We start from the raw sequence: 25839 nt of genomic DNA, 5'->3' as shown, positions 1-25839 counted from the left end.
TCAATATTATTCCACTGAATTAATTAGAGCAAAAATCTCATCTTTTATAGCTGCATTCACCTTCAATGCATTCTCTCGTGAATCCTGATTTGAGTAGAAGTAAAACTTAATCTTAGGCTCTGTACCAGATGGTCTGATAGCAAACCATGAGCCATTATCTAAGAATAAGCGAATAGCATTCTGTGGTGGAATATCCTCGTAGCCATTGATGTAATCGATTACCTTATCTACCTTTGCTCCAGCAACTTCTGTAGGCATGTTCTCACGGAACCATTTCATCATACGCTGAATGCGCTGTGCTCCTGGAATACCCTCTAAGATGATGTTTGGCTCGTCCTCTGCAAAGAAACCATACTTAGCGTAGATTTCCTGGAGAACATCCCAAAGAGTCTTGCCCTGCTTGCGGTAGTAAGCTGCTGCCTCAGCAACCATCATACCTGCTGAGATACCGTCCTTGTCGCGGATATCCTCGCAGATAGCATAGCCAACTGACTCTTCATAACCAAATAAGTATTTATATCCGTTATCGTGAAGATAGGGGATTTTTCCACAAATGTTCTTGAAACCAGTAAGAGTTTCAAACATTTCCACACCGTAAGCCTTAGCCATAATTGTGGATAATGTAGATGTAACGATAGACTTAACCATAGCGCCCTTAGCTGGAAGTGTTCCTGCATCCTTATGTCCCTCAAGAACATAGTTTACAAGAAGGTATCCTGTCTGATTACCATTAAGTGGCACATAGTTGCCCTCGCTATCGCGAATCTCAATGGCAAAACGGTCTGCATCTGGGTCTGTTGCCATAAGAAGCTCTGCACCAAACTTGCGACCATACTCCTCTGATAATCTGAAGGCCTTTGTATCCTCTGGATTTGGATAGCCTACAGTCTTGAAATCTGGATCTGGATTCTCCTGCTCAGGAACGATTGTCCAATTAGAGAAACCTCTATCATTAAGCATCTGACGGAATGGAATAGAACCGCATCCGTTAAGCGGTGTGTATACGAGAGGAATTGTAAGATCGAGCTCATCACCCTCATGAATTGCAAGGGACTCAATCTTATCAAGGTATTCTCTATCATACTCTTCGCCAAGAACGATAATCTTACCGTCCTTAACACCCTGCTCAAAATCAGACTTCTTTACGCCACTCCACATATCTACTGCATTGATGCACTCTGTCATACCATCTGCAATCTCAGATGAAACCTGACATCCGTCATCCCAATATGCCTTGTAGCCATTGTATTCCTTTGGGTTGTGGCTAGCTGTGATGTTGATACCAGAAACTGTGCCAAGTCTTCTAATCATGTAAGCAAGCTCTGGAGTTGGTCTTAAATCAGGGAAACAGTATACTTTGATTCCATTAGCAGCAAAAATACCAGCTGCAAGCTGTGAAAACTCCTTTGAGAAGTGACGTGGATCATGGGCGATAACTACACCCTTCTCACATGCTTCCTTACCCTTTGACACGATAAAATCAGCAACACCCTGTGTAGCCTTGCCAACTGTAAAGAAATTCATGCGGTTGGTTCCTGCGCCAACTTTACCGCGAAGACCTGCTGTACCAAATGAAAGATCCTGGTAGAAACGATCTTCCTTTTCTTTTTCGTCGCCTGCGATAGCCTGAAGCTCAGCCTTTAATGGGTCTGAATCTGCAAGCTTCTCAAGCCACTCATTATATCTTGAATTGTAATCCATACTTTACCTCCATATAGGAAAATGCTATTAAGCGCTTACGCACCTAATAGCATTTTAACATATTATTTATGCTATGTCTGTGAAATGATAAGGATTATCTAAGCTCCTATCTCTATAAACAATATAGTTTTATCTTTTCTTCAACTAATTTTGTATTAATTGGGGCTTCTTCTGTTTCCATCGTAATGATAAGATTTTTTCCCAACAGCAGCCCACCTTCTTCATAATCATTTATCTTAGTAAAATTCTTTTGTGCATAGCTGTACTCACTTAACAAACCTAAATGTTCCCAGTATAAGGTCTTTCTCTTCCTTACATTCAATACCATAAAATCAGGATAAACTATATGTCTTCCAACTAACTCTAATCTTGGTTCATATCTATATGGAACATGATATTTATCTAGTAAATCCGCAATAATTCTTTCTGATTTAGATCTAACATATCCTCCATTAGCAGTGGCTATCTTTCCATTCCCGTAAAAATCATTCTGATGGTCAGGATTTTCTTCTAGCCATCTTTGGATATAAGCCTCATCTGGTTCTATAAAAGGAACCAGAAGTTCTCTTCTAACTGGATGCATATCATCATAGATTTTACCTATATCATCCAAATGATATCCCGAGAGGAATCTATTAATCCTTCCCCTTAATACGTTCAGCTTTTTATTTACTATTAGTTCATAATCTCTTTGGGCTATCTTCTTCACAAGCTTCATTTTTTTACTATTAGCATATTCCTTTTTCCCTGTAGTCCTATCATACAAATAATATTGTTTACATCCATTGCTAATAGATACTATGACACTATAATCAGGAAGGTTTTCCAACTTTGAAATATTCTTATTTGATTTACTAATTAGCTTATCTAGCTCATTCAGTTGCTTTTCCAATAAATCCCTGCAACTTACCATTAATTCTTCCTCCGACTCAATTTTTTTTTAACAATAATCACCCTAGCTTTACGGTCACTTACATGCTTTTTATCCATATGACCGTAGTGAAAAATATTTATTTTTTGAGGCTACGGTCACAAAGCTTAGCTTCTTAATCTATGCCGTAGTATTTTACTTTTTTCACAAACTTAATCCCACTTGTTCCAATTCTGTTTCAGTCATAGAGACGTTTTCTCGCTATATGACCGTAAATATTCAAAATATTTTATAAAACTCTACGGCAGGAAGTAATAATGTCTAGCGCTGACCGTAGTCTTGGATAATAAAAACATTTTCCTACCGTCATACAAGTAAAAAGAGCCTGTGTGACCGTAAAAAATAATGTTTAACCCAATTTTTTAACCAATAAAAACAAAAATAAAGATGGAATACGGTGGCGAGCCCCACCAGGCGTGATAAATCTCTTTAGATTTTCAAATGTCAGCAATAATATAACTGCTCAAATATGTTTTGTCAATAACAATATTCCTAAACTCTACTAAACAGCATTATATTGCAAAGTCAAAGGGCTGGTCACGAAGTGACCAGCCCTTGATATCTTATAAAATGAAGAAGAAGTAATTACCAAATTCGGTAATTTCCGCTAAGTGCCAACATAGCGAAGAGATATAAGCAATTATCATAGTAGCGTCTCTCACCTGTACGAAGAGGTGTATTCCAAAACTCTTCTACGGCCTTGAGAGCATACTCTCCATCCGCTGCAAGTGACGCCTGAGCAATCGTTGCAGTCAAGCCTACTGGATGAAGTGCCTTGCCTTCTAAGATAGTTCCATCAATCTCATAGATTCCCCTGCTGTCTTCGACTGGGAGGTTTGCGAAGAAAGCCTGAAGATTGTTGGCAGTAGCTTTACACCACTGTCCAAATTCGGTGTCCTTATCGGCCCATTCATAGTCAAGGCCGATATTTGCTATGGTTCTGTATGCATCGCTATAGAACCAGTCATGTCTTCCACCGAAATGTTCATGGTCGGGATAAGGTTTACCATCATAGTAACTGTATTCTGGGGAAAGACCTGTTACTGGATGGCATGCTTTCTTGAGATATTCGCGGCTAGCTGCTGCGCATTTTTTCCAAAGCTCTTTGTCTTCGTCAAAGCAATTCTCCGCAAATAAATCATAGAAGTGTGGAAGATGATAAGATGGATCTGTAAACTCAAGTCCTGGGACGAACTTAATAAGACCATCCTCGTTCCACATATTGTGGCCTCCATACATTTCTTCATGATGAAGAACCACTTTTAAAAGCTCTTTAGCTTTTAAACTATAGTTATAGATGCCCTCGCCATCTCCCCAACGGTGACTTGCAAATATAAGTGCCATTGCAAAGAATTCCTCACCATCTGGAGCTGGTCCATAAGCATTTTTGCGACCACTAGGGTCTACTGACCAGGCAAAATAACCTTTGTTTTCACCTTCATCAAGGTACATGTTTGTCATTGCCCATGTCCAAAGCTGATCAAATTCCTTTTTCTTGTCCATCTGAACAGCCATCATCATACCGTATGAAATACCTTCGGTACGTGTATCGATATTTCCTGTATCTACAAGGTATCCCATGGTGCCATCTTCTGTAGTTTCATAAAACTTGTTGACACCATAGAATATCTCGTCAAATGTGTCATTTACCCTGTGCTGAATTTCCTCAGGGGTCTTACCTATCTCTAAAAATAAATTTCTGTATGTCATAATCGTCTAGTCTAAAAAATCTTATTCCTTTACGCCACCAAGTGTAAGTCCAGTTACGAAGTATTTCTGTAAGAATGGATAAATACAAATAATTGGAAGCATTGTAATAATTGTTGCTGCTGCTCTTACAGATGTAGGTGTTACTGAACCTTCACCAGCATTCTTCATAGCTTCTGCAGATGAGCTCTGGTTTGATACTGAAGAAAGGAGTTTCATAAGCTCATACTGCAATGTTGTATACTGTGAAGCCATTCTATTATAAAGCATTGCATCGAACCAAGAGTTCCACTGTCCTACAGCTACGAAGAGAGCAACAGTAGCGTAAACTGGCTTACATAATGGAGAAATAATCTTTAGGAAAATAGTTGTGTAACCAGCTCCATCCAACTGTGCTGACTCCTCCAAACTGTCAGGAATACCCCTCATATAGGTTCTGATAACTAACATGTTAAAGGCAGATAACATTCCAGGTATTACATAAACTGCAAAACTGTTTGTAAGTCCAAGGGATTTAAAAAGGAGGAATGTAGGAATCAATCCACCGTTAACATACATTGTAATAACCCAAAACAGTGATACCTGCTTAGCGAACATAAAGTTCTTACGGCTTACGATAAAAGCAAGTATAGCGTTTGTAACAAGGGCAAGAACTGTACCAATGAGTGTTCTTGCTACAGTGACAACAGCACCAGTAACAAGGTTGTCCTTAGATAATACTGTCTCATAGTTCTTCCAGGTAAATACTCTTGGCCAAAGATAAATGCCACCTCTAAGAGCGTCAGTACCATCATTTAATGATACTGCAAGTGTATTTAAAACTGGATAAAGTGTAATAATTACAAAGCAAATCATAAAAATGCCATTGCAAATTCTAAATGCTAAATCAGCGCCTGAAATCTTCTTGCGTTTTCTAGCTTTTCCCATAGCGACCTCCTTGGTTTTTCCAGCGGTGCTTGTTAAATCTAATGTCTGATCCATGCTGCACACCTCCTAGAATAATCTTTCTTCACCGTGCTTCTTAGCAATATGGTTGAAGAATACAATAAGAATAATTGAAACCAAACTCTTAAAGATACCTGCTGCAGTACCGATTGAGTAATCGCCCTGGCTGATACCCCATTTCAAAACGTAGATATCAATTGTCTGTGATACGTTCTGTACAAGACCGTTACCAAGTAAGTACTGAATTTCGAAACCTGCGTTAAGTACGTTACCAACATTCATTAGAAGAAGAATCATAATTGTTGGCTTGATACCAGGAAGTGTTACGTGCTTGATCTTTGCCCATCTACCAGCACCATCGATAGCTGCTGCTTCATAAAGTGATGGGTCAATAGATGTGATAGCTGCTAAATATATAATTGCATTCCAGCCTGTCTCCTTCCAAACATTAGCGAAGGCTACGATTGGCCAGAAGTATTTTTCGTGTGCAAAAAAGTTGATTGGCTGTGTAATCCAACCAAAGTGTAACATTACTGTGTTGATGATACCTGTTCCTGAAAGTGCATCGTGAAGAATACCTGTAACGATGATCCAAGAAAGGAAGTGCGGTAAGTAAGAAATAGTCTGAACGACCTTCTTGCCACCCTTGAATGCCATTTCATTCAAAAGAATTGCGAATAAAATAGCCATAACAAATGTAGCTGCAAGGTTTATAACACCCATTGCCAAAGTGTTACGAATAACTCTAAGGAATGATACATCTGAAAATAATACCTTGAACTTATCTAATCCTACGAACTGTGAATGTAAAAGACCTGTTACTGGCTTATAATTCTGAAATGCCATAAGCCATCCAACAAGTGGTGCATAATGGAATACTATTCCATAAATTACGATTGCAGCTGCCCAGATAATAAGAATTCTCTGGCGCTTAAAATCGGCCATATTGAATGTTTTCTTTGTCATAATTACCTCCCAAATTACTGCTAAATCTCTAAAAATAGGTATAAAGATGGCGGGCACTATGATAATGCCCGCCAAGGGTTTATCTTTTTACCAAATTAAATCTTATTTGTACTTAGCTGCTTCTGTCATTCTTCTCTCGAGCTCTGTCTGCATCTCTGAGATGAAATCTTCTGGCTTGCACTCTTCGTATACCTTCATATACTCAGCCCAACCCTTATCAAAGTCATCAGCCATAACAACCTTTGGAAGATACTGGTGCTTAATCTCACCCATCTTTGTCCAAGCTGTACCACCTGGTGTGTCAGTTGTTAATGTGTTTGAATATGTGTACATTGGGTACCAGTCACCTGGCTTCTCTGATGTACCAAGCATTTCTACATATGTCTTAGCGCCATAAGCTTCGAAGCACTTCTTAATTGGCTCTGAAAGACCATCGAAGAATTCCTGCTCCTGTCCATCAGACTTCATAGCATTCTTGCCATCGCGGCTTGTTCCAGAATACTGTGGGAAGTATGAGTAAGAACATGTATGAGCTGCCTTGTAAGCTGTATCAGCTGCCTGCTTTCTCATCTCTGGTGTTCTGTAGTATAATCCGTCATCGCCAACCTTGTAATCTACATCCTTAACACCCCAGAATCTTAAATCATGAATCTCCTGATCAAGAAGATCGTTAACGAACTGAAGTGCTGCATCTACATCTTTACAAGATGTTGTGATTGCAAGACCTGAAGATACGTTAAGAACTCCGCCTGAGTTGTGCCACTGGTTCTTCATACCCTTCTCAATTGTAATTGGAAGTGGAACGTACTGGCAACCCTGCTCATCAAGACCTGCTGACTTAATAGCATCCTCGCCTGTGTAAGCGAAATCCCACCACTGATCAATCATACCAAGTACACGACCAGAAGAAATCTTAGCGATGTACTCATCATATGTCTGTGTGAATGACTCTGGGTCAACAATACCCTTGTGATACTCTTCGTTAAGCTTCTTGAAGTACTTAACAGCTGTATCTGTTGTATTGTAATCAATAACCTGAAGCTTCTCTGGATCTACAATAACTGATCCATCGTTTGGATATCCATCAAGGAACTCTGGTGCATTCTCTAAGCAGAAGTATCTCCAGTCATCGCAAAGGATTGTGTAAGGGATATTTGCTGTAGTACCATCAGCCATTGTTGGGTTTGCTTCGTTGTACTTTTCGATAAGATCGAAGTACTCATCCATTGTCTCAATCTTTGGATAACCAGCCCACTCAAGAACTCTTGCCTGAATCCAGAATGCTTCGTCATTGTGTGTACAAGCACGTTCCTGACCATAGATGTTAGAGAACTGTGGAATCCAGTAGATATGTCCATCGCTCTGACGGAGCTGATCCCATTCCTGCTCTGTAAAGTATTCCTTAATGTTAGGATATTTATCAATGTAATCATCAAGAGCTACAAGAGCGCCAGCCTCATAAAGCTGCTTTGAACCATTACCACCTTCGATAAAGTCTGGATATTCCCCACCAGCAATAAGAGTACCAACTGCCTCTTCAGCTGTCTGGCCTGTAAGCCATGTCTCCTTTACTTTACAACCAGTCTTCTCAGCAATAATCTGCTGGATCTCGTTGTCATCATTGATTTCTGAACCAGGTACTGCAAAGAATGCTGTGAATTCTTTGATACCATCTTCATTGACTGCTCCGCCGCTTGCTGCCTGCTTACCGCATCCAGCAAACATGCTTGAGAGCATTGCAGCGCAAAGCACAGCGCTTACAATTTTCTTTTTCATAAATAACCCTCCTATTTTATCTCCGGGACTTATGTCCCTTTCGTATGATAGTATTCTATGTCTTTTCTGTGAACAAAACATCGGAGAAAGTATAGAAAAAGGGGGGAGAAATTTTAAAAATTTCACCCCCCCTTTTTATTCAATGTCTAAAAATTCTTCTTGTATTTTGTAGGTGTACAACCCATTGCCTCTATAAACTTATTTACAAAGTAATCCGCATCCTTATAACCTACAGATTCTGCCACTTCATAAATTTTCATATCAGTTTTGCGAAGAAGCTTTGCTGCCTCCTCGATTCTCTTTTTATTAAGATAATCCTTAAATGAGCATCCGTACTTCTTTCTGAAGAGCTGTCCCAAATAAGCTGAGTTGACGTAGTATTTCTCACTTAAATCCTTAAGGGTAAGGTTTGAAGCGTAGTTCTTCTTTATCTCCTCTTCCACATCTCCAAGAACACCTCTTGATACGTTTTTACGAAGCTGAGCAAGATACTCGCCATAAGCATAGGACATACGACAAAGGTGAGTTCTTCCGCCTCTTCTGATACCTTCCTCAGATGTAGTCTCAGAAATGATACGAAGAATTTCCTCCTGGTTAACTTCACTATCAAGCTCGCTGGCAAGATGTATAAGCTGGAACAAAAGATAATTGATATTCAGATTCATTGTAGAGCCTGTTACACCCGTCTTTTGCATTTCCTCGTAAAAATCCTCTACGCATTTACGGATTTCCACATGCTCGCCTCTTTCGATGGCAGTTATCAACGCATCAAGCTGCTTTTTGCAGATAATAAGTCCTGTCTCGCCAACCTTGTACTCTTCCTCATAGAAGTATATATTCTTCTTATCGCGGAAGCCCTGAAGGGAATGAAGCATGTTGGCAGTACCATATGACTTTGAAATATTTCTAATACCTGTGACTGGCTTTCCTACAAGCACTGTGATGGCAAGATTGGTATTTGCCTCCATGTATTCCAAAAATCTTATAAGATATTCCTTTGCCGTAAGCTGCAAACGCTGTGCCATACTCTCACTGTAAACAAAGCCTATATCATAAACCTGCTCGCTGTCGGAAATATCACGAATACAAAAGATGGAATCATCCTTCAAATAATCACATGCTGATGTATAAAGCTTAGCAAGCATTGCCTTCTTATCATCATCGGAAAAATCTTCTGCCGGATTCTGCTCATCAAGCTGAATCTCCACATAACATTTTTCCTCATCTATATTTGTCTTCTGAGATACATACTCCAAATCATTTACATCATATTTACCACTGAGAAGATGCATAAGAGTACGTTCCATATATGCCTTCTCTTTTCTTATACCGTCTTTAGTGCGGGAAGTCTTTGCCTGATTTAATGCTGAAACCTTTCTAAGGATAGAAAGAAGCTGTTCACTCTCTACAGGCTTTAAAATATAATCGGTACAATCAAAACGAAGTGCCTCCTGAGCATAGCCGAATTCTGCATAGCCACTAAGGACAACAAAATATATATCCTTATCCAGCTCAGTTCTGATAGCCTTTAAAAGCTCAATGCCGGTCATAACTGGCATTTTAATATCTGAGATAATCAAATCAACAGGATTGTTTGAAACGAAATCATATGCCTCCTTACCATTTGATGCAGTGGAAATATGATATCCTTCCTTTTCCCAATCCACTAAAAGCTGCAAGCCCTGTAAAATAAATGGCTCGTCATCTACTAATAAAACCTCTAACATTACTACAATAACCCCTTTAAATATTTCACTGGAACCATAATTTGCACAAGTGTACCTGTGCCTGGCTCCGAATCAAGGTCAAAGACAGCCTCGTCCTCAGACATCATTTTAAGTCTGAGACAGGCATTAACAATACCCACTCTACCTTTTTCCTTGAGCATTTCGATATTTGCAAAACGCATCCTTCGAAGAAGATTTTTTTCTTCCTCCTCTCCCATTCCGTTTCCTGTATCCTCTATTTCAAGAGTCATAAATTCACCGTCGGTGGAAATCCTTACAAATATCCATCCTGGCGTGATTTTACTTTCTATTCCATGGATGCATGCGTTTTCTACGAACGTTACTATAGTAAGCTTTGGAATCAATAATTTCAAGCACTCAGTTTCCACATCAATATCAAATGACAGTCTGTCACCGAAGCGATATTTCTGCAATTCCAGATATGCATTTACGAATTCTATCTCCTTTTCAATAGTAACATTATCCTCATTCCACTCAGTATACTGACGCTGAAGCTTGGCAAGATGCTCCACCATTTTTGAAGTCTCAGTTTCCTGTTTCAAAAGAGAATGCATTCGTATACTTTCAAGTGCATTAAAAAGGAAATGTGGATTAATCTGACTGTGTAGTGCAAGGAGCTCTGCGTTCTTTCTTGCCACAAAGGATTCCTGTTCCTTCAGCTTATTCTGATAAACAGTGTTCAAGATGCTGCTGACATAGATAGGTAAAACCATATTTACAATAATCAGAAGAAGGAACTGATACCAGCGGCTCTTAAAGGCATTCAGGAAGGAATTATTCCCCGCTAAAACATCCACTGTAAGAATCTGATTGTAGCTCTGAAACTCCTGTGAATAAGATATATCTTTAAGATCAAGCTTTAAACCATAGTCTTTATTTATATTGCTATACTTACTGTTGGACAAAATTACTCGCGAATTGTCACAGACATAAGCACGATTTTCAAAATTTAAATTGGAAATACTATCAGAAATCTTTCCATAATCGATGATAACAAGCAAAATGTTTTTGGAAACCCTGTTGTAATAATTCAATCTTTGGAAATAATAGATAGTCTTTTGAATCTGGCTATCTGCAGTTTTTCTTCTGCCGAAATATAAGCCTTTATTTAAATCGGATTCTTCAACATAGGTATACCAGTCAGTGCCAACGGCCTGGTCCAAACGCTGGAACTCAGCACCATTTGTGACTGTATCATTATCTATGTATATACAAAAATCAAGACCTGACTGCCCCTCTACCAGCTTAAGGAGAGTGTCATCAAAGAAATCATGATATGCATTATAGTATTCAAGATTCGTTTTAAACTCTGTGTTTAAAAATCTATCAACATACAGGCTGCTATAAAGAGCATTGCCCAACTTAGCAGCCTGATCAATTTGGTTTTCAAAGGTGTAAGTAATGGCATTAGCCTGATTCTCCATGGTATGCTCTCTTGCTGCCAACTCAGCACGATATGCGCCCGAAACAACAAGACCATCAACTAAAAGGATAGGAATGATGACAAACACAATATAGAATGCCATCAGTCTTCTCTTTGAAGTTGTTTTAGAAATAAATCTTCCAAAATAAGAATCAAATTTTGTCATTAACATCACCCAATAAATTAATTTCTCTCTAAAGTAAGCCATGCGAAATCGCAGTGGTTCTCGCTTGGTTTACCATTTGAAGAAGTGTACATTCCCACTGTACATCCTACAAATCCGCCTGCTTCTTCTGTGGTGTATGGCAATAAATCGATACCTGCTTCAAGAAGTGTGTGTTTTCCATTCTCCACAAGATAAGCATCTGCCTTCTGTGCCTTAGCCTGAAGCTCAATTGTAACAACATCTGTGCTAACCTCAGCCGATGCTGTAACCGTCTCTTCTCCCTTAACAGTCTTGCGTACCTGAAGAACCTTCTTGCCACCCTTTAATACTATCTCAAGAGTAAGGTGATTAGCATGATTCTGGAAAAGAACCAAACCACCACATTCATTTTCGTTTGCTGGAGTAAAATCAACTCCAGTATTTACCTTAAACGAATAATCCTTCTGACGCAATCCTAGATATGATGGATAGCACATTTCCTCTGCACGCTCTGGACGAGTGAAAAGACGAAGGAATCCTGGACGCTGTGTAAGTGAGTAGATGTCCTCGTTTCTCTTTTCGATACCAACAAGACGCTGGTCTAATTCGTTTGTCCAGAAATGAAGCTCATCGCTCCACTCATTCTCTGCTGCAAATGGATGCTCCTCAAAGGTCAGCTCCACATCATCCTCGAGCTTACCAATACCAGGATTGATAACTGGCCACCCCTCTTCCCAAACAACCTTTGCAAGGAAGGTCTCACGACCTATGCTGCAGTGCTTTTCGCATGGACGAGAAGCAAGCATAACAATGTACCAGTTGCCGTTTTTATCATCGATTAAATCACCGTGACCAGCATATATTATAGGATAATCCTTACCTAAATTTCTATGAGAAAAAATAGGATTTCTTGGGCAGCCCTCAAACCAAGCAAAAAGTTCCTTTGAACGGGCTACTGAAATAGCGTGCTCTGGGCCTGTACCGCCTTCTGCATGAAGAAGATAATAATAGCCATCCTTCTTGTAAAGGTGTGGACCTTCTGGCCAGATAACATCTTTAACGGCGCCCTTCCAGATTGCCATAGACTCACCTACGAGCTTCATTGTGTTAAGGTCTAATTCCTGTACCCAGATTTCCCAGTCACCGTTATAGCGAACTCCCTCTGGATTTGGACGTGTTCCTACATAGTAGCATCTGTCATCATCATCGAAGAAAAGTGATGGGTCGATACCAGGTGCATCCTCACCTAAGTAGTATGGCTCAGACCAAGGACCTGCTGGATCCTTTGCAGTTACTACAAAATTACCGCCGTGGCTTACGTTTGTAGTAATCATGTAAAATGTGCCCTTATGCTCTCTGATTGTTGGAGCAAAGATTCCTCTTGAAATCTCGCCGCTTACTGGAAGCTGGCTTTCTCTATCAAGTACATGTCCTATCTGCTCCCAGTGTGCCAAATCCTTGCTGTGGAAGATTGGAACCCCTGGGGCGTATACAAAGCTTGAACAAACAATATAGTAATCATCCCCTACGCGGCATGCTGAAGGGTCTGGATAAAATCCTTTTAAAATTGGATTATGTGCTACTGTCATCTCATTATTCTCCTTATTTAACTAATCCAAAACCTAAAATAGTGAATTTGTTACGTACGTCATCCTTATCTACTTCAACTCTTACGTGATGCTTGGCTGTTTCCTTCTCGTTGATTACGATGAGTGGGTTGCAGTGGCACCAGCGGTTTACATATGGGTCAAGGTCGCGGACAAATTTGCCATCTACGTATACCTTTGCTGTGGCTGCGTCCACCTCGCCTGAGTCCTTCATTACGATTACGAGAGCCTTGCACTCTACATCCATTTCGAATGGCTCACTGCTGCCCTTAGCACCATCGTACATCCAGTTGTATGGGAACTCTGGCGAAAGCTTTAAATCCATATCCATCTCAACCGACTGAAGAACATCATCCGTATATACGAATCCGCCAGGTTGTACACTGACAAGATTTGTATCGTCCTTCTTATCCACAAGAATAACATCATCAAAGGTATTTCCAATTGCTGGTGCTTCTGAAAGGCGTGGGTCGTATGACTCATCAGCGCCCTTCTCGATTGCTTTTTCCATGATGTTAATCAAGCAATCTGCCATAATAGTATGTCCAAGATTTGTTGGGTGGAACATATCATAGAAGTACTGGTGCTTTGTAAGGATTCTCTTATCTCTGTCATAGAACTGTGGTACTACAGCATCCTTAACGCTAGCCATTGGCAAATCATATCTGAAGCCTACAGGAGAAAGTCTGTCCTGAAGGTTGTAATCATCTGCAAATACTGAGAACATAAGCATTACTGCTGGCTTGCTAGGAAGCTTTAATGCGCGTCTTACAAGACTCTCGAAGCAATTACCCTTTGTCTCGTCTCCCTCGTCGTTTACTGCAAATTCAACTACAAGAAGATCAGGCTCTACAGTGCCATCTCTAAGCACATCTCTGTCAAAGCGAATCATACCAAGCTCTGAAGGTGTTCCGCCTACACCAGCCTTTACATAGTGAATGTTATCCCCATTTCCCATAAGCTTTTTGAAGCCAAGGAAGGATTTACGTGCATAGCATTCTTCGTTAATAGGTGTAGCACCGGCACCCTGAGTGATAGAGCCACCGATGTAGCATATGTTTACATCCTCTCCAGCCTTTGCCTTGTTTACTACATCAACAAGACGCTTTGTATTTCCAAGATTTACTAAAGAGCGGTCAATCATCTCCTTGTACTCTGGTGATGCTGTATCAACAGGCTTTTCCTCAAGCTGAGGTGGAGCCTCAAAACCGTCATTTAGGAAGAATCTTACAGAAAGAAATGCCTTCTCCTCTGGCGCATCTGTGTGAATACGAATCTGTCCTGGGACATCATCATCATCTGTCCAAGCGATATCATTAAGATAGATACGTTCCTCCTGGGAATTCGTATTTACGTTAGCAATAAGGTTAGCTCCACCGCCATATAAATCCTTCTTGCCATACATCTGGAATACGAATTCTGCCTGCTTATCCTTATCTTCCATTTCCACAGAAACACCTACAGAATGAACAAGCTTCTTGAAACCATCTACTGTCTCCATAAGCTTTAAGATGTGCTCATCAGTAACATTTCCTGTGAATGTTGCGCTGCTGATAAGACGTCCATCGCTCTGATAAAGGAAGGAAACACCCTTGCCTTCCTCATCAGACTGTGTGAAAAGCTCTTTATCTTTGATTATGTAAAAATATGGTCGATTCTTTTCTGGGTCTGTTGGTGCCTTTGCAATTTGCATTTCCATTACATTATCCTCCTAATACTCTACTTCAGTTACTTCTCCCTTTAACACCACATCAAAAATATCTACTGTCTTTCCTGTAAGCTCTGCACTTCTTGCATCTGGCTGCTGACCACCGATAGATACCTTGAAGGCACCTGGCTCTACAACACATCTGCCCTTCTCATCAATAAGTGCAAAGTCACGGGCTGAAAGTTCAAGACTTACTTCCTTTGATTCCCCTGGAAGAAGTTCAACCTTTGCAATCTTGCGAAGCATGCAGTTAGCAACTCTTGTAGATGCCTCAACATCCTTCACATATACCTGAACAGTCTCGTGTGCCTTGTAATCCCCTGCATTCTTAACTGTTACCTTAACTGTAAATTTATCTCCAATAGCACCCTCATTCTTGTCGATGCCAGCATTTGAATACTGAATATCTGAATAGCTAAGACCATATCCAAATGGATAAAGTGGTGTGCCCTTGAAATATCTGTATGTACGTCCCTCCATTGAGTAATCCTCGAATGGTGGTAAATCAGCATCTGACTTATAGAAGGTAAGTGGAAGCTTTCCTGATGGGCTGTCCTCTCCGAAAAGAACCTCGGCGATTGCACGTCCACCTCTTGCTCCTGGATACCAGCACTGAATTATCGCATTTACGTTATCATTAGCCCAGCTTAAATCCATGGCAGAACCTGCTAAAACAAGAAGTACTACTGGCTTTCCAATAGCTGTAATCTTCTCTACAAGCTCCTGCTGCAAGCCTGGAAGCTTAAGTCCCTTCTTATCTCCACTACCGAACTCGTTTCCAGCATCTCCTTCCTCTCCTTCGATTGTAGAATCAAGACCCATTGCAAGTACTACAACATCTGAGTGCTCTGCTACAGCCATAGCCTCAGCAAATGTATCTCTTGCCTCAGAAAGCACGTGCATTCTGTCCTTCCAAAGTGGAGTTCCGTCTGAATGGAATACTCTCACATCATCTCCAACGTAACGCTGGATTCCTTCAAGTACAGTAATATATTCAGAAGAAATACCCTCGTAATTTCCTACAAGAGCGATTCTAGAATTTGAGTTTGGTCCGATGACACCGATTGTCTTGATAGCATCCTTCTTAAGTGGAAGAAGTCCATCATTCTTAAGAAGTACCATAGAGCGCTTAGCTACCTCATTTGCAAGCTCCTTGTGCTCCTTGCACTCAACCATCTCATATGGGATGTCATCATATTTGCTGCCTCTCTCTGGAAGAGTTCCAAGGCGAAGGCGAAGCTCGATGAGACGCTCAACTGACTCTGTGATTGTCTCCTCAGAAACAAGGTCTGCCTTGTATGCATAGAGAAGCTTCTCATATACACAACCGCAGTTCAAATCGCAGCCGTTATTAACAGCAAGTGCTGCAGATTCCACTTCACATGTGGTTACCTTGTGATTCTCGTGGAAATCTCTGATTGCCCAGCAGTCTGAAACTACATGGCCTTCAAAGCCCCAGTCACCTCTTAAAATATCCTTCAACAATCTCTTGCTACCGCAGGCTGGCTCGCCGTTTACTCTGTTGTAAGCACCCATAACAGCCTCTACCTTTGCATCCTTTACAAGACGCTTGAAGGCATAGAGATATGTATCATATAAATCCTGGTCATTTACCTTCGCATCAAAATGATGTCTGTCTGCCTCATGACCCGAGTGAACAGCGAAATGCTTTGCACACGCTGCAGACTTTGGATTATCTAAATCATCACCCTGAAGACCTCTTACATAGGCCATACCAAGCTGACCTGTAAGATATGGATCCTCACCGTATGTCTCATGGCCACGGCCCCATCTAGGGTCACGGAAGATATTTACGTTTGGAGCCCAGTAAGTAAGACCCTTGTAGATATCTCTGTCGCCATGCTTTGAAAACTCATTATACTTTGCTCGTCCTTCTGTTGATGTAACATCTGCCACCTTCTGAACAAGCTCCTCATCAAATGTGGCACCAAGGCCGATTGCCTGAGGGAAAACTGTGGCATCTCCAGCTCTTGCCACTCCGTGAAGTGCCTCGTTCCACCAGCAGTACTTTGGAATACCAAGTCTGTCGATGGCCTCTGCGTGGTGAAGCATCTGCGAACACTTCTCCTCTATTGTCATCTGCGATACTAATTCCTTAGCACGCTTCATTGTTTCCTGATTCAACTATCTCTTCCTCCTTGTTTAACATTTCTAACTGTTTATTGAATTCCCTACTTATGTAATAAAGTGTGACTGTGGTGCAAAGAAGCCAGATTGCCAGGCCCCATTCGATGTACCATGCACAGATTATGTAAGGTAAAAAAGTCACGATAAAAATCAAAATCATTCTTGGAAAATTAAGGAGCGCCATTACCATGGATGCCTTAAAAAGCTCCTTTAATGTCACCTTATATCTTGCTTCAAATGGGAACATGCAGTATGCAACTGACCAAACGACAAATGAAAGTACACCCAAAACTGCCTTTAGAATAATTGGCATGCTGGCTGCTCTGCCGTAAAGTACGTTGTACCAGTCAAAGGCAAGCACAAGTCCTACCAAAAGGATGATGAGCCATGCTATCGTAACCTGTGAGAAATTTTCTCTAAAGGATTTAAAATAGCTTTTAGTTACGCTTGGTTCCTCACCTCTAACGATTTTCATAGATGTATAATATTTTGCAGTATGAGCTGCACCTATAGTGATAATTGGAATAGAGCAAAGAAGTGTAAGAAGATTTAAGATGATATAATCTGTAACCTTACTAAGAAACTCCATTACTTCGCTGTCTGGACTAAATATTTGCATAACATTACTACCTCCGGATACTATCTTGGATGATAATATTGTATTAAAAAATCCCCACCAACATCTACTGACAAAGTTCAGATGTTAGTGGGGAAAAGTTTTAATTATTTAATTAATCAACAGATGTTGAAGAGCCATACTTAGCTTCAAACTTCTCTGTTCTCTCATCCATGATAGCCTGGCAACCTGATGCAAGGTAATCAGCGATTGCGTCATCCCAAACCTTATCAAAATCAGCTTCCTTAGCTGCAAGAGCTGTATCATAAACAACATCTCTCTTTGAACCAAGAGCCTCGCCCATACCGTTCTCAGCTATGATTTCTGGAACCTTTACGTTCTTTGCAATCTTGTTGTCTGTAGCTGCGATATCAAGTGCCTTCTGAACATCCTCTGGGTCACATGCTGGGTAGCTGTGTGCCATAGAAAGAAGTGTAAGATCCTCATCACCAAGGTTAAGACCGTTACATGTAATTGTGTAGTCAATGTTGTTACCAGAGTTCATGATTGGGTCGCCTGTAGCTGGGATAAGCTCGATAGCGCCATCCTCAAGAACGTTGTGTGTCACACCCTCATCACCAATCTGTAAGTACTTGATGTGTTCTGGAGCTGAAATCCAATCAAGGTAAAGAAGTGATGCAAGTGGCTCATCATTTGTAGTTGGGAAGAAGATCTTTCTATCACCAGCTGTTGAGTCAACATACTTAAGGTGCTTGCCCTCTGAGTTCTCGAAGCAATCAACTGCTACATACTTAGCATCATCGCCAACGATTCTCTTAAGGTTAGCCTGGATTGAATCATCACCGCCACGGAAAGGATAATCCCAGTTGTGCTGGAATGCACCAACATAACCAGCCTTCATCATATCATCCTCTGTAGAATCACCTGCTGTGTAAAGAGCGAAATCCTTCCAAAGAAGACCTTCGTTATACCACTTGTTAAGTGTCTTCATAGCAGTCTTTGTACCGTTCTGTGTAAGCTTTCTATCATCAAATCCGTTGATGTAGAATTCCTTATCTGTAATCTTTGGATCCATCTCTGACTCAATAAGAAGTGCTGCTCTCCAGCCTACATCGAATGAAACTGAGAATGGAACCATCTTGTCTGCGTCCTTGCCAAGGAGCTCCTTAGCGTTGTCGCGGAATGCACAAATTACATCATAGAACTCAGCCTTTGTTGTTGGCTCCTCAAGACCGAGCTTGTCTAACCAGTCTTTTCTGATAAATGTATTGATACGTCTGTTGTTAGCACGCTTTCCTTCGATTGCCCAAAGTGTACCCTTCTCATCATCTAAATCCCAGTAGATGTTTGTGTCGCCAAGCCAATCCTGAAGGTTTGTAAGCTCGCTACCATACTGATCCATAAGTGGCTTTAAGTCTGTAACACCACCCATGTTAGCGTATGTCTGAATTGTTGGATATGAGTATGTAAGGCAGATATCTGGAGCTCCGCCTGATGCAAGAAGGTTGTTAATTTCTTCTGTCTCTGTCCAACGTGGAACTGCTACGAACTCAACCTCTACGTTATGGTCCTCAAGCATTCCCTTCTTAATGTACTCTGTGTACATGTTGTCTGTTGGGTCTGTACCGCCATCGTTTCCTCTGTCGTATACCTCAACTGTGATGTGTTTTGTCTCAGCGAACTTACCGTCAACAAGCTCTGAAGCGCTTCCGCTTTCGATTGAATCTGTACCTGTCTTTGTGACATCAGAAGCGCTATCGCTTGAACCGCACGCTACCATGCTAAGACCCATTGTGCATGCAAGCACAAATGCTACGATTTTTCTTTTCATCGTAATCCTCCCAATAATGTTTTTAATTTATTTTTATTCCCTTAATAAGGGGTTAAACTGCAGTCAAGGAAACTGCAGTTTAATCTGCTTTCAGCAGACAGCAATTTTAAATGAATTACATTCATTCAAAATTACTGCCGTTTACGAAATGAGTTTTTTTGATAAAAACTCATTTCTACTCTTTCACCGCACCAAGTGTTACACCATGGATGAAATACTTCTGTAAGAATGGGTAGATGCAAAGGATTGGAATCGTTGAGAACATAACGATTGCAGCCTTAAGTGATTCAGAAAGACCAGGTGTTGAGAAGCCCTCCTGTGTTGCTACCTCTACCGAATTCATGTTGTTCAAAATGTTGTAAAGCAATAACTGAAGAGGATAGAAATCCTTATTCTTCATATACATCAAAGCATCTGAATAACCATTCCATCTACCTACCGCATAAAATAGTGCAAGCGTTGCAATAACTGGCTTTGAAAGTGGAAGGTAGATGCTCCAAAGTATTCTAAAGAAGCTTGCACCATCGATTTCAGCTGACTCTCTAAGGGAATCTGGAATTCCATAGAAGAAGCTTCGCATGATAATCATGTTGTAAACACTTAAGCATCCAGGAACAATAAGTACCAATGGGTTGTCAAGAAGGTTTAACTCCTTCATGAGTAAGTAGTTTGGAATTGTACCTGCGTTGAAGAACATTGTTATCGTAATTACGATATTAAAAATTGAACGACCCTTAAGCTTATTAAAAATAAGTGGATAAGCACAAAGCACTGTCATTGTCAGTGAAATAAAAGTACAAATCACTGTTAAAATTACGGTCCAAACAAATGACTTAATGTACTTTGGATCTCCAAGTACTGTTGAATAAGCCGAAATATTAAGTCCCTTTGGAATAAGGTAAACCTCTCTTCTTACCAAAAAGTCAGAAGCTGAAAGCGAACGAGCTAAAAGGTTAATCATAGGGATGATGCAAATCAAACTGATGATTACGCAGATTGTTATGAATACAATGTCACCTGCTTTTGTGCTGTCCGATTTAACCATACGGCTTGTTTCTGTCTCATCATCTTTGTCTCTTCTTTTAGAACGTGCAAAGCCTTTTGTATTAATTTTTCCTGTCATTACTAATTCTTTTGCCATACTTCACACCTCCTACCAAATACCGCGCTCGCCAAGCTTACGTGAAAGCCAGTTTGCAAAGAGTAGGAATATAACTCCTACAACCGACTGGAACAAACCAACTGCAGTTGTAAGTGAGAACTGAAGTCCCTTAATACCGTTCTTATATACGAATGTCGAAATAACCTCAGCGTTCTGCATAACCAGGTTGTTCTGTAAAGCGAATGGTCTATCGAAGGCTGAACCTAAGATGTTACCAAGCGCCATAATCAAAAGTACTACGATAGTGCTCTTGATTCCTGGAAGTGTGATGTGCCACATCTTACGGAATCTTCCTGCTCCATCAACTGAAGCTGCCTCATAAAGCTCAGGTGAAATGCCTGCAATCGCTGCAAGATAAATGATTGAATTCCAACCAAAGCTCTGCCAAATACCAAGAAAGATATAAGTTCCTACCCACTTATGTGGATCATTTAAGAATGGAACTGGCTCACCACCAAAATTTGAAATAAACATATTTACAAGACCATTACTTGGAGCAAACAGCTGAATTGCCAAACCATAGATAATTACCCATGAAAGGAAATGTGGCATGTAAGCAATTGTCTGTACTGTCTTCTTAAACCACTTAACATTAAGCTCGTTAAGAATTAATGCGAAGATGATTGGAATTGGGAAACCAATAACCAAATCCAAAAGATTCAATCCAACTGTATTTCTCAAAGCATTTAAGAAATCTCTGTTGTGAAAAGCCTGAATAAAATACTGAAATCCGTGATTATCTGCCCAAGGCATTTCCCCAACTTTTTGTACGATACTGTACTTCTTAAAAGCAATTAATACGTACTTCATTGGAACATACTTGAAAACCAGTAAATAAAGCATTGGCAAAAGTAATAAAACATATAGCTGCCAATATCTCTTTAGATAGGCTTTCCAGTTTGTTTTCTCAGCCACTGCTACTGCTGAGTTTCCCGCTGTCATAACTTTCATTTCTATCCTCCACTTCTTTTTTAATAACTTGTATACAAGTATATTAGTGTTTTAGTTTCCATAAGTCTATATTAAAAAAACAACCAAAATGGCATATGCATTTTGGTTGTTTTACACTAATTTATAAAATTGTTGCGAATTATTGCTGTGTTGTTTCGAAATATTGCGGGAAAGTCTTTATGAGTTCCTCCTGATCCAGTCTGTATCGGTTCAAATGCTTCTCAACGATTTCCTTGGCCTTCTCCTTGTCCTTTGTAGTGATGGCATCAAGCATCACTCTATGATCATTCACGATTTTTTTATCCTTTACAGTAAGCATTGAAAGAGTTCTTACTCTGTCAAAATGAATCATAATCATCTGACTCATATGATGAATGGTTTCTTTCTTTGCTGCCACATAAATCATACGATGAAATTCATTATCAAGTTCAAAGATTTTTTCTGTATTATCCTTTTCAAGATAAAACTCCTGCAGTGCTACATTTTCCTCAAGAAGCTTAATATCCTCTTCAGTAGCCATATCACAGGCTTCCTCAATAACAGCTATATCCAAAACCTTTCGAAGAAATACAGCCTCCTCCACATACTGTGAATTAATAAGAGAAACATAACTTCCCTTTTGAGGGTATATTTCGATAAGAGCTGCCTTATGTAGTTCTTGGATGGATTCTCTGACAGGAGTACGACTGACACCTAAGAATGCAGATATTTCATTTTCACTAATTGCCTGACCTGGCTCCAGATCAGCAGACTTTATGTTCTCAGTAATTGCTCTAAGGGCATATTCCCTTGCAGTCTCTGAGTTCATCCTCTCAATTTTTTTCATAGTTCTCCTCATTGTAAGGTTAGAATGAAAGTTTGTTATTATTCTAACAAAAAGGATTCGACTTGTATACAAGTCAAACCCTTTTTGTTAAAACTGTTTAGTTTAAGTTCATTTAAATTGTCACTTATTTTATTTATAGATGGCAAAATACTTTTCAAGCCACGCTGCTGCAAGGTCAATCCACACCTTTGCATCCTTATTTGTCTGAATATCAAAGGCATCTTCGCATGATGTGCTCTGATCGCAAAGAGCCATTCCGTGACCTCCATCCTGGAAGATATGAATCTCAAAAGGAATGCCTTTCTCAGCAAGTGATGTTGCGTACAATGTAGAATGAACAACTGGAACTAATTCATCCTTTGATGTTGACCAGATAAATGTTGGTGGAACATCCTCATCAACAAGTCGTGCTGGGCTCATATCAAGAAGCTTTTCATTGTCTTCCCAACCTTCACCCATCATAAGGCGATTCGATACAGAGAAGAATTCAAATGCACCTGCACTATCCTTCTTAGTAGCCTCGTACATGTATATGTAATCTGTAAGTGGATATCCTAAAATGCAGGCTGCTGGACGAAGAACCTCTTTATCTACTCCTACGAAATCAGTGATTACAGGCTTTGACCAGTGTGTAGAATACATAGCGCAGTTGTGGGCACCTGCTGAAAATCCGCAGATTGCAATTCTCTTGGCATCTACCTGCCACTCTCCTTTGTGCTCATTAATATAAGCAAATGCCAAACCAATTTCGCGCATTGGCTGTGGATGAAGCTTATCCGGATTGATTTCCTGATGTGCGAAATCAGTCTCCCAGTATGGCTTTGAGCCATCATATGCAATTGAATATCTGAGAACAAATGCGTTGTACCCCTGACGAAGGAATGCCATAGCAATAGGCTCACCTTCACGATCACTGCAGCAAAGATATGCGCCACCTGGGCAAATAAGAACTGCTGGTCTTGCCTTTCCCTGTGTCATCTCTGGGGAATCATCTAAAATATAAGTAGTGAGGGTTACATCATCTCTACCCTCAATAAGCTTAATTACTTCGCTTCTCATAAAAAACCTCCCAATTTCTAGCGTTCTTAGAATACTATACTAGAATCTTGGGAGGTTGAAAACCGAATTATTTGAGCTTTTCACTGGATTTTTTTTACTTTTTATTCTTTACTTTCTTAACATAGTCTACAACTTCTTCCTTAGTTTTCTTATTAAGCTTTTCAAGCTTTTTAACGACATCATACTCACCGGTACCCTTGCTGGCGATGACAAAATCAACATCTCCGGCACCTTTGCCAGGGATAGTGTCCTGCAGGACGTCAAATGGTGAAACATCAAGCACGTCGCAGATAGTCATAATCTTATCAGCAGATGGATTGGTTTTCTTTCTTTTCCAATCACTAATTGTGCTCTGGGCGATTCCTGTGCCAGCAGAAAACTCAAGCTGAGTCATACCCTTCTCTTCCATAATTTTGAAAATTCTTTCGCTAATTATCATCTTTGGTACCTCCCACCACATTATCCACAATATCGTTTATACGATAATTATACTCTATTGCAATAATACTCACAATAAGAAATCTGTTAACTTTTGCCATTATGGTGTAATTGTTTTTGCGCATACATCAGATTGTCAATATTTTCTGCAAATTCACCTCTACTCATACCGCTAGTGTAATTATAAATCGCATATCCACAGCTCAAATCAACATCTGGATGCCACTTACGTTTATCCCTGATATTAGCCAGCTTTTCTCTGGCCTGAAGGATTAACTCTTCCAGCTCAATGTTAGAAACATTATCTGTAATTACGCAAAACTCGTCTCCACCGAATCTACCAATAGCTGCCTCTCGTCCAAACAAATCTGCCAATATATCCGTTGTTAGCTTGATTGCCTTGTCTCCTTCATCATGTCCAAAGGTATCATTTATAGTTTTAAAATTATCTATATCCATCATAATCGCTGCAAAATTCTTCTTGCTTTGCAGACTTATGCGGATTCTCTCATCCATCTTAATATCAAGACCACGTCGATTCAAAACACCTGTAAGATAATCGACGTTAACATCATTACTTTGGAAGAAGAAAAACAAAATCAGACAGCCCAATGAAATACCCGCATAGGTTGTATCCATGCTTGCAAGGAAAACTTGCGACAGTGCACCTATAAGTGAAAATATAGGAAGAAACAGAATCATATTCTTATACTCACTCATAAAATCATTTCTGAATACAACTGTGTATACCAATAGCAACACAATAAAGACCATAACCAGAATAGCTCTTATCATGAAAAACGGACCTCGATAGTATAATCCGTCTTTAAAATAGAAAAACCATCCCAGCTGAAGCACTGATGACACAGTTACCAAAACTATATTTATAATAGCAAACGCCTGAAATGCTGTTCTAAAGCAGGTCCTGGCATCGTTGCTCTCTCTATCCATCCAGCAATCCACATAGTTTACTGCGAATAATATATCTACCGGATCTAATATAAAAATTATGAAATATCCAATTCTTGCAAGAACCAAAAGGGAATCCGGATTGCTTTCTCCAACACGACCAACAGACTCTGAAATTAGTAAAACAAGCGTACAAATAAGAATTGCAGAATAGCTTTTTCCTTTCTGCAACCTAGAAGTTTTGTTCTGAAAAATCAAAAGAAGAATCAAAAGAAACGATGTAAAAAAATTAAGTATTACCCAACCAGGTACTTCAATCATCTTTACCTCACGTGGTTATAGTACTGCTAGTTTCCCATTGTTTCGTTCTGATTCTAACACCATATTTTTATAAAATTGTGACTTATTTAAGGATAATATCGTAACTTACTGCGAATGTCTCGCCAGCTGATAACGTATTTCCGTATTCTCTTTCCTCAAGCTTCTGGTTAAATCCTACTCTGTCGCAACGACCATACCAAGGCTCGATGCAGACAAATGGTGCATGCTTGCCTACTGGTGACCATACTCCAAAGAGAGGTGCTGTGAAGGCTACAGTAAGAACATCCTTGCCTTCTGGATTTACAAGTGTTACTGTATCAGACTGCTGATTTTCAATAATGAGAGCATCTCTGCTGAAAAGCTCATCTGACATTTTTAAAATTCCATTATCGAGGTCGAATGTACTCTGCTCGCTTCCTAGGCAACCGCTGCCATCGCCCGAGATAATGTTTGCTGTAATCTTGGAATTCGTATTTCCGCTTTTCTCAAATCTAAGTGTGTATGTGTCAAGGTCACAGTTGAATGCTGGATGGCCGCCAATCGAGAAGTACATAGTCTCATCATTTGTGTTTTCTACCTTCCAGCCAACTTTTACTGTGGAACCTGTAATTTTATAGCTAAGAGTAAGAACAAATGCAAATGGATACTTGATTTTGCTGGCTTCCGAGTCCTTTAACTGGAATTCCAGTTCGTCAGTTGATTCTTTTACCAACTCAAAATCCATATCTCTGGCAAAGCCATGCTGTCCCATTTCATATGTCTTTCCATTATAAACTGACTTCTTATCATAGTAATTTCCAACAAGTGGGAAGAGTACTGGTGATGTACGTCCCCAGAAAGCACTGTCAGCCTGCCACATTATCTCGCTGTTATCTGACTTTCTGATAAGTGATTTAATCTCAGCTCCGTGTTCTGAAACTGTAAGTTTGATTTTGTCGTTCTCAATTGTGTAATTCATTT

General features: G+C 40.1%; 20 protein-coding genes. All 20 read right to left on the bottom strand.

The features are described 5' to 3' along the window. Nucleotides 1–6: 6 nt before the first annotated feature. Nucleotides 7–1701, bottom strand: a complete 1695-nt coding sequence (locus BUA88_RS00595) for a phospho-sugar mutase (RefSeq protein ID WP_072910950.1) — start codon at nt 1699–1701, stop codon at nt 7–9. 112 nt (nt 1702–1813) lie between these two features. After that, nucleotides 1814–2614: a hypothetical protein gene (locus BUA88_RS00590; RefSeq protein WP_072910947.1), complete on the bottom strand. Its 801-nt coding sequence runs from the start codon at nt 2612–2614 to the stop codon at nt 1814–1816. Between the two features lie 603 nt (nt 2615–3217). Further along, entirely contained in the window at nt 3218–4342 is a 1125-nt protein-coding gene (locus tag BUA88_RS00585; RefSeq protein ID WP_072910945.1) for a family 8 glycosyl hydrolase, read from the bottom strand. Nucleotides 4343–4363: 21 nt separating this feature from the next. Then, a complete protein-coding gene (locus BUA88_RS00580) occupies nt 4364–5266 on the bottom strand; it encodes a carbohydrate ABC transporter permease (protein WP_143151384.1) in 903 nt (300 codons plus the stop codon). 66 nt (nt 5267–5332) lie between these two features. Continuing rightward, on the bottom strand, nt 5333–6250 hold the full coding sequence (locus BUA88_RS00575; protein WP_015548968.1) for an ABC transporter permease: 918 nt from the start codon (nt 6248–6250) through the stop codon (nt 5333–5335). A 102-nt stretch (nt 6251–6352) separates the two neighbouring features. Further along, complete coding sequence (locus BUA88_RS00570; RefSeq protein ID WP_072910943.1) at nt 6353–8026, bottom strand: type 2 periplasmic-binding domain-containing protein; 1674 nt, start codon at nt 8024–8026, stop codon at nt 6353–6355. A 146-nt stretch (nt 8027–8172) separates the two neighbouring features. Then, nucleotides 8173–9753 (bottom strand): response regulator transcription factor, encoded by a 1581-nt coding sequence (locus tag BUA88_RS00565; protein WP_072910942.1) that lies wholly within the window; start codon nt 9751–9753, stop codon nt 8173–8175. A 2-nt stretch (nt 9754–9755) separates the two neighbouring features. Beyond that, nucleotides 9756–11363: a sensor histidine kinase gene (locus BUA88_RS00560; protein WP_072910941.1), complete on the bottom strand. Its 1608-nt coding sequence runs from the start codon at nt 11361–11363 to the stop codon at nt 9756–9758. Nucleotides 11364–11380: 17 nt separating this feature from the next. After that, complete coding sequence (locus BUA88_RS00555) at nt 11381–12931, bottom strand: glycoside hydrolase family 43 protein (RefSeq protein ID WP_072910940.1); 1551 nt, start codon at nt 12929–12931, stop codon at nt 11381–11383. A gap of 13 nt (nt 12932–12944) precedes the next feature. Continuing rightward, nucleotides 12945–14648: an SGNH/GDSL hydrolase family protein gene (locus tag BUA88_RS00550; RefSeq protein WP_242939555.1), complete on the bottom strand. Its 1704-nt coding sequence runs from the start codon at nt 14646–14648 to the stop codon at nt 12945–12947. A gap of 12 nt (nt 14649–14660) precedes the next feature. Further along, a complete protein-coding gene (locus BUA88_RS00545) occupies nt 14661–16802 on the bottom strand; it encodes a glycoside hydrolase family 3 protein (protein WP_083572334.1) in 2142 nt (713 codons plus the stop codon). Then, nucleotides 16774–17424, bottom strand: coding sequence for a YesL family protein (locus BUA88_RS00540; protein ID WP_072910939.1), 651 nt, complete (start codon nt 17422–17424; stop codon nt 16774–16776). The genes BUA88_RS00545 and BUA88_RS00540 overlap by 29 nt, the downstream gene beginning before the upstream one ends. 112 nt (nt 17425–17536) lie before the next feature. Next, on the bottom strand, nt 17537–19213 hold the full coding sequence (locus BUA88_RS00535) for a type 2 periplasmic-binding domain-containing protein (protein WP_072910938.1): 1677 nt from the start codon (nt 19211–19213) through the stop codon (nt 17537–17539). Between the two features lie 175 nt (nt 19214–19388). After that, the gene (locus BUA88_RS00530) at nt 19389–20354 is read right to left on the bottom strand and encodes a carbohydrate ABC transporter permease (protein WP_083572333.1); all 966 of its coding nucleotides are present in this window, start codon (nt 20352–20354) and stop codon (nt 19389–19391) included. Between the two features lie 12 nt (nt 20355–20366). Next, complete coding sequence (locus BUA88_RS00525) at nt 20367–21326, bottom strand: ABC transporter permease (RefSeq protein WP_072910937.1); 960 nt, start codon at nt 21324–21326, stop codon at nt 20367–20369. A 139-nt stretch (nt 21327–21465) separates the two neighbouring features. Beyond that, complete coding sequence (locus BUA88_RS00520) at nt 21466–22152, bottom strand: GntR family transcriptional regulator (RefSeq protein ID WP_072910936.1); 687 nt, start codon at nt 22150–22152, stop codon at nt 21466–21468. Between the two features lie 129 nt (nt 22153–22281). Further along, complete coding sequence (locus BUA88_RS00515; protein ID WP_072910935.1) at nt 22282–23211, bottom strand: alpha/beta hydrolase; 930 nt, start codon at nt 23209–23211, stop codon at nt 22282–22284. A 94-nt stretch (nt 23212–23305) separates the two neighbouring features. Further along, a complete protein-coding gene (locus tag BUA88_RS00510; RefSeq protein ID WP_072910934.1) occupies nt 23306–23650 on the bottom strand; it encodes a helix-turn-helix domain-containing protein in 345 nt (114 codons plus the stop codon). A gap of 86 nt (nt 23651–23736) precedes the next feature. Further along, the gene (locus BUA88_RS00505) at nt 23737–24879 is read right to left on the bottom strand and encodes a GGDEF domain-containing protein (RefSeq protein ID WP_072910933.1); all 1143 of its coding nucleotides are present in this window, start codon (nt 24877–24879) and stop codon (nt 23737–23739) included. 82 nt (nt 24880–24961) lie between these two features. After that, on the bottom strand, nt 24962–25837 hold the full coding sequence (locus tag BUA88_RS00500; RefSeq protein WP_072910930.1) for an aldose 1-epimerase family protein: 876 nt from the start codon (nt 25835–25837) through the stop codon (nt 24962–24964). Nucleotides 25838–25839 lie beyond the last annotated feature (2 nt).

Source organism: Pseudobutyrivibrio xylanivorans DSM 14809 (genome assembly GCF_900141825.1).
GTDB classification, from domain to species: domain Bacteria; phylum Bacillota; class Clostridia; order Lachnospirales; family Lachnospiraceae; genus Pseudobutyrivibrio; species Pseudobutyrivibrio xylanivorans.
The sequence above is the reverse complement of the archived record's forward strand: the minus strand, read 5'-3'. Positions and strand labels throughout refer to the sequence as shown.

What these genes read in the sequence shown, in the direction of transcription:
- BUA88_RS00595 (WP_072910950.1), bottom strand. Translation starts at nt 1,701, where the DNA reads ATGGATTACAATTCAAGATATAATGAGTGGCTTGAGAAGCTTGCAGAT.
- BUA88_RS00590 (WP_072910947.1), bottom strand. Translation starts at nt 2,614, where the DNA reads ATGGTAAGTTGCAGGGATTTATTGGAAAAGCAACTGAATGAGCTAGAT.
- BUA88_RS00585 (WP_072910945.1), bottom strand. Translation starts at nt 4,342, where the DNA reads ATGACATACAGAAATTTATTTTTAGAGATAGGTAAGACCCCTGAGGAA.
- BUA88_RS00580 (WP_143151384.1), bottom strand. Translation starts at nt 5,266, where the DNA reads ATGGGAAAAGCTAGAAAACGCAAGAAGATTTCAGGCGCTGATTTAGCA.
- BUA88_RS00575 (WP_015548968.1), bottom strand. Translation starts at nt 6,250, where the DNA reads ATGACAAAGAAAACATTCAATATGGCCGATTTTAAGCGCCAGAGAATT.
- BUA88_RS00570 (WP_072910943.1), bottom strand. Translation starts at nt 8,026, where the DNA reads ATGAAAAAGAAAATTGTAAGCGCTGTGCTTTGCGCTGCAATGCTCTCA.
- BUA88_RS00565 (WP_072910942.1), bottom strand. Translation starts at nt 9,753, where the DNA reads ATGTTAGAGGTTTTATTAGTAGATGACGAGCCATTTATTTTACAGGGC.
- BUA88_RS00560 (WP_072910941.1), bottom strand. Translation starts at nt 11,363, where the DNA reads ATGACAAAATTTGATTCTTATTTTGGAAGATTTATTTCTAAAACAACT.
- BUA88_RS00555 (WP_072910940.1), bottom strand. Translation starts at nt 12,931, where the DNA reads ATGACAGTAGCACATAATCCAATTTTAAAAGGATTTTATCCAGACCCT.
- BUA88_RS00550 (WP_242939555.1), bottom strand. Translation starts at nt 14,648, where the DNA reads ATGGAAATGCAAATTGCAAAGGCACCAACAGACCCAGAAAAGAATCGA.
- BUA88_RS00540 (WP_072910939.1), bottom strand. Translation starts at nt 17,424, where the DNA reads ATGCAAATATTTAGTCCAGACAGCGAAGTAATGGAGTTTCTTAGTAAG.
- BUA88_RS00535 (WP_072910938.1), bottom strand. Translation starts at nt 19,213, where the DNA reads ATGAAAAGAAAAATCGTAGCATTTGTGCTTGCATGCACAATGGGTCTT.
- BUA88_RS00530 (WP_083572333.1), bottom strand. Translation starts at nt 20,354, where the DNA reads ATGGCAAAAGAATTAGTAATGACAGGAAAAATTAATACAAAAGGCTTT.
- BUA88_RS00525 (WP_072910937.1), bottom strand. Translation starts at nt 21,326, where the DNA reads ATGAAAGTTATGACAGCGGGAAACTCAGCAGTAGCAGTGGCTGAGAAA.
- BUA88_RS00520 (WP_072910936.1), bottom strand. Translation starts at nt 22,152, where the DNA reads ATGAAAAAAATTGAGAGGATGAACTCAGAGACTGCAAGGGAATATGCC.
- BUA88_RS00515 (WP_072910935.1), bottom strand. Translation starts at nt 23,211, where the DNA reads ATGAGAAGCGAAGTAATTAAGCTTATTGAGGGTAGAGATGATGTAACC.
- BUA88_RS00510 (WP_072910934.1), bottom strand. Translation starts at nt 23,650, where the DNA reads ATGATAATTAGCGAAAGAATTTTCAAAATTATGGAAGAGAAGGGTATG.
- BUA88_RS00505 (WP_072910933.1), bottom strand. Translation starts at nt 24,879, where the DNA reads ATGATTGAAGTACCTGGTTGGGTAATACTTAATTTTTTTACATCGTTT.
- BUA88_RS00500 (WP_072910930.1), bottom strand. Translation starts at nt 25,837, where the DNA reads ATGAATTACACAATTGAGAACGACAAAATCAAACTTACAGTTTCAGAA.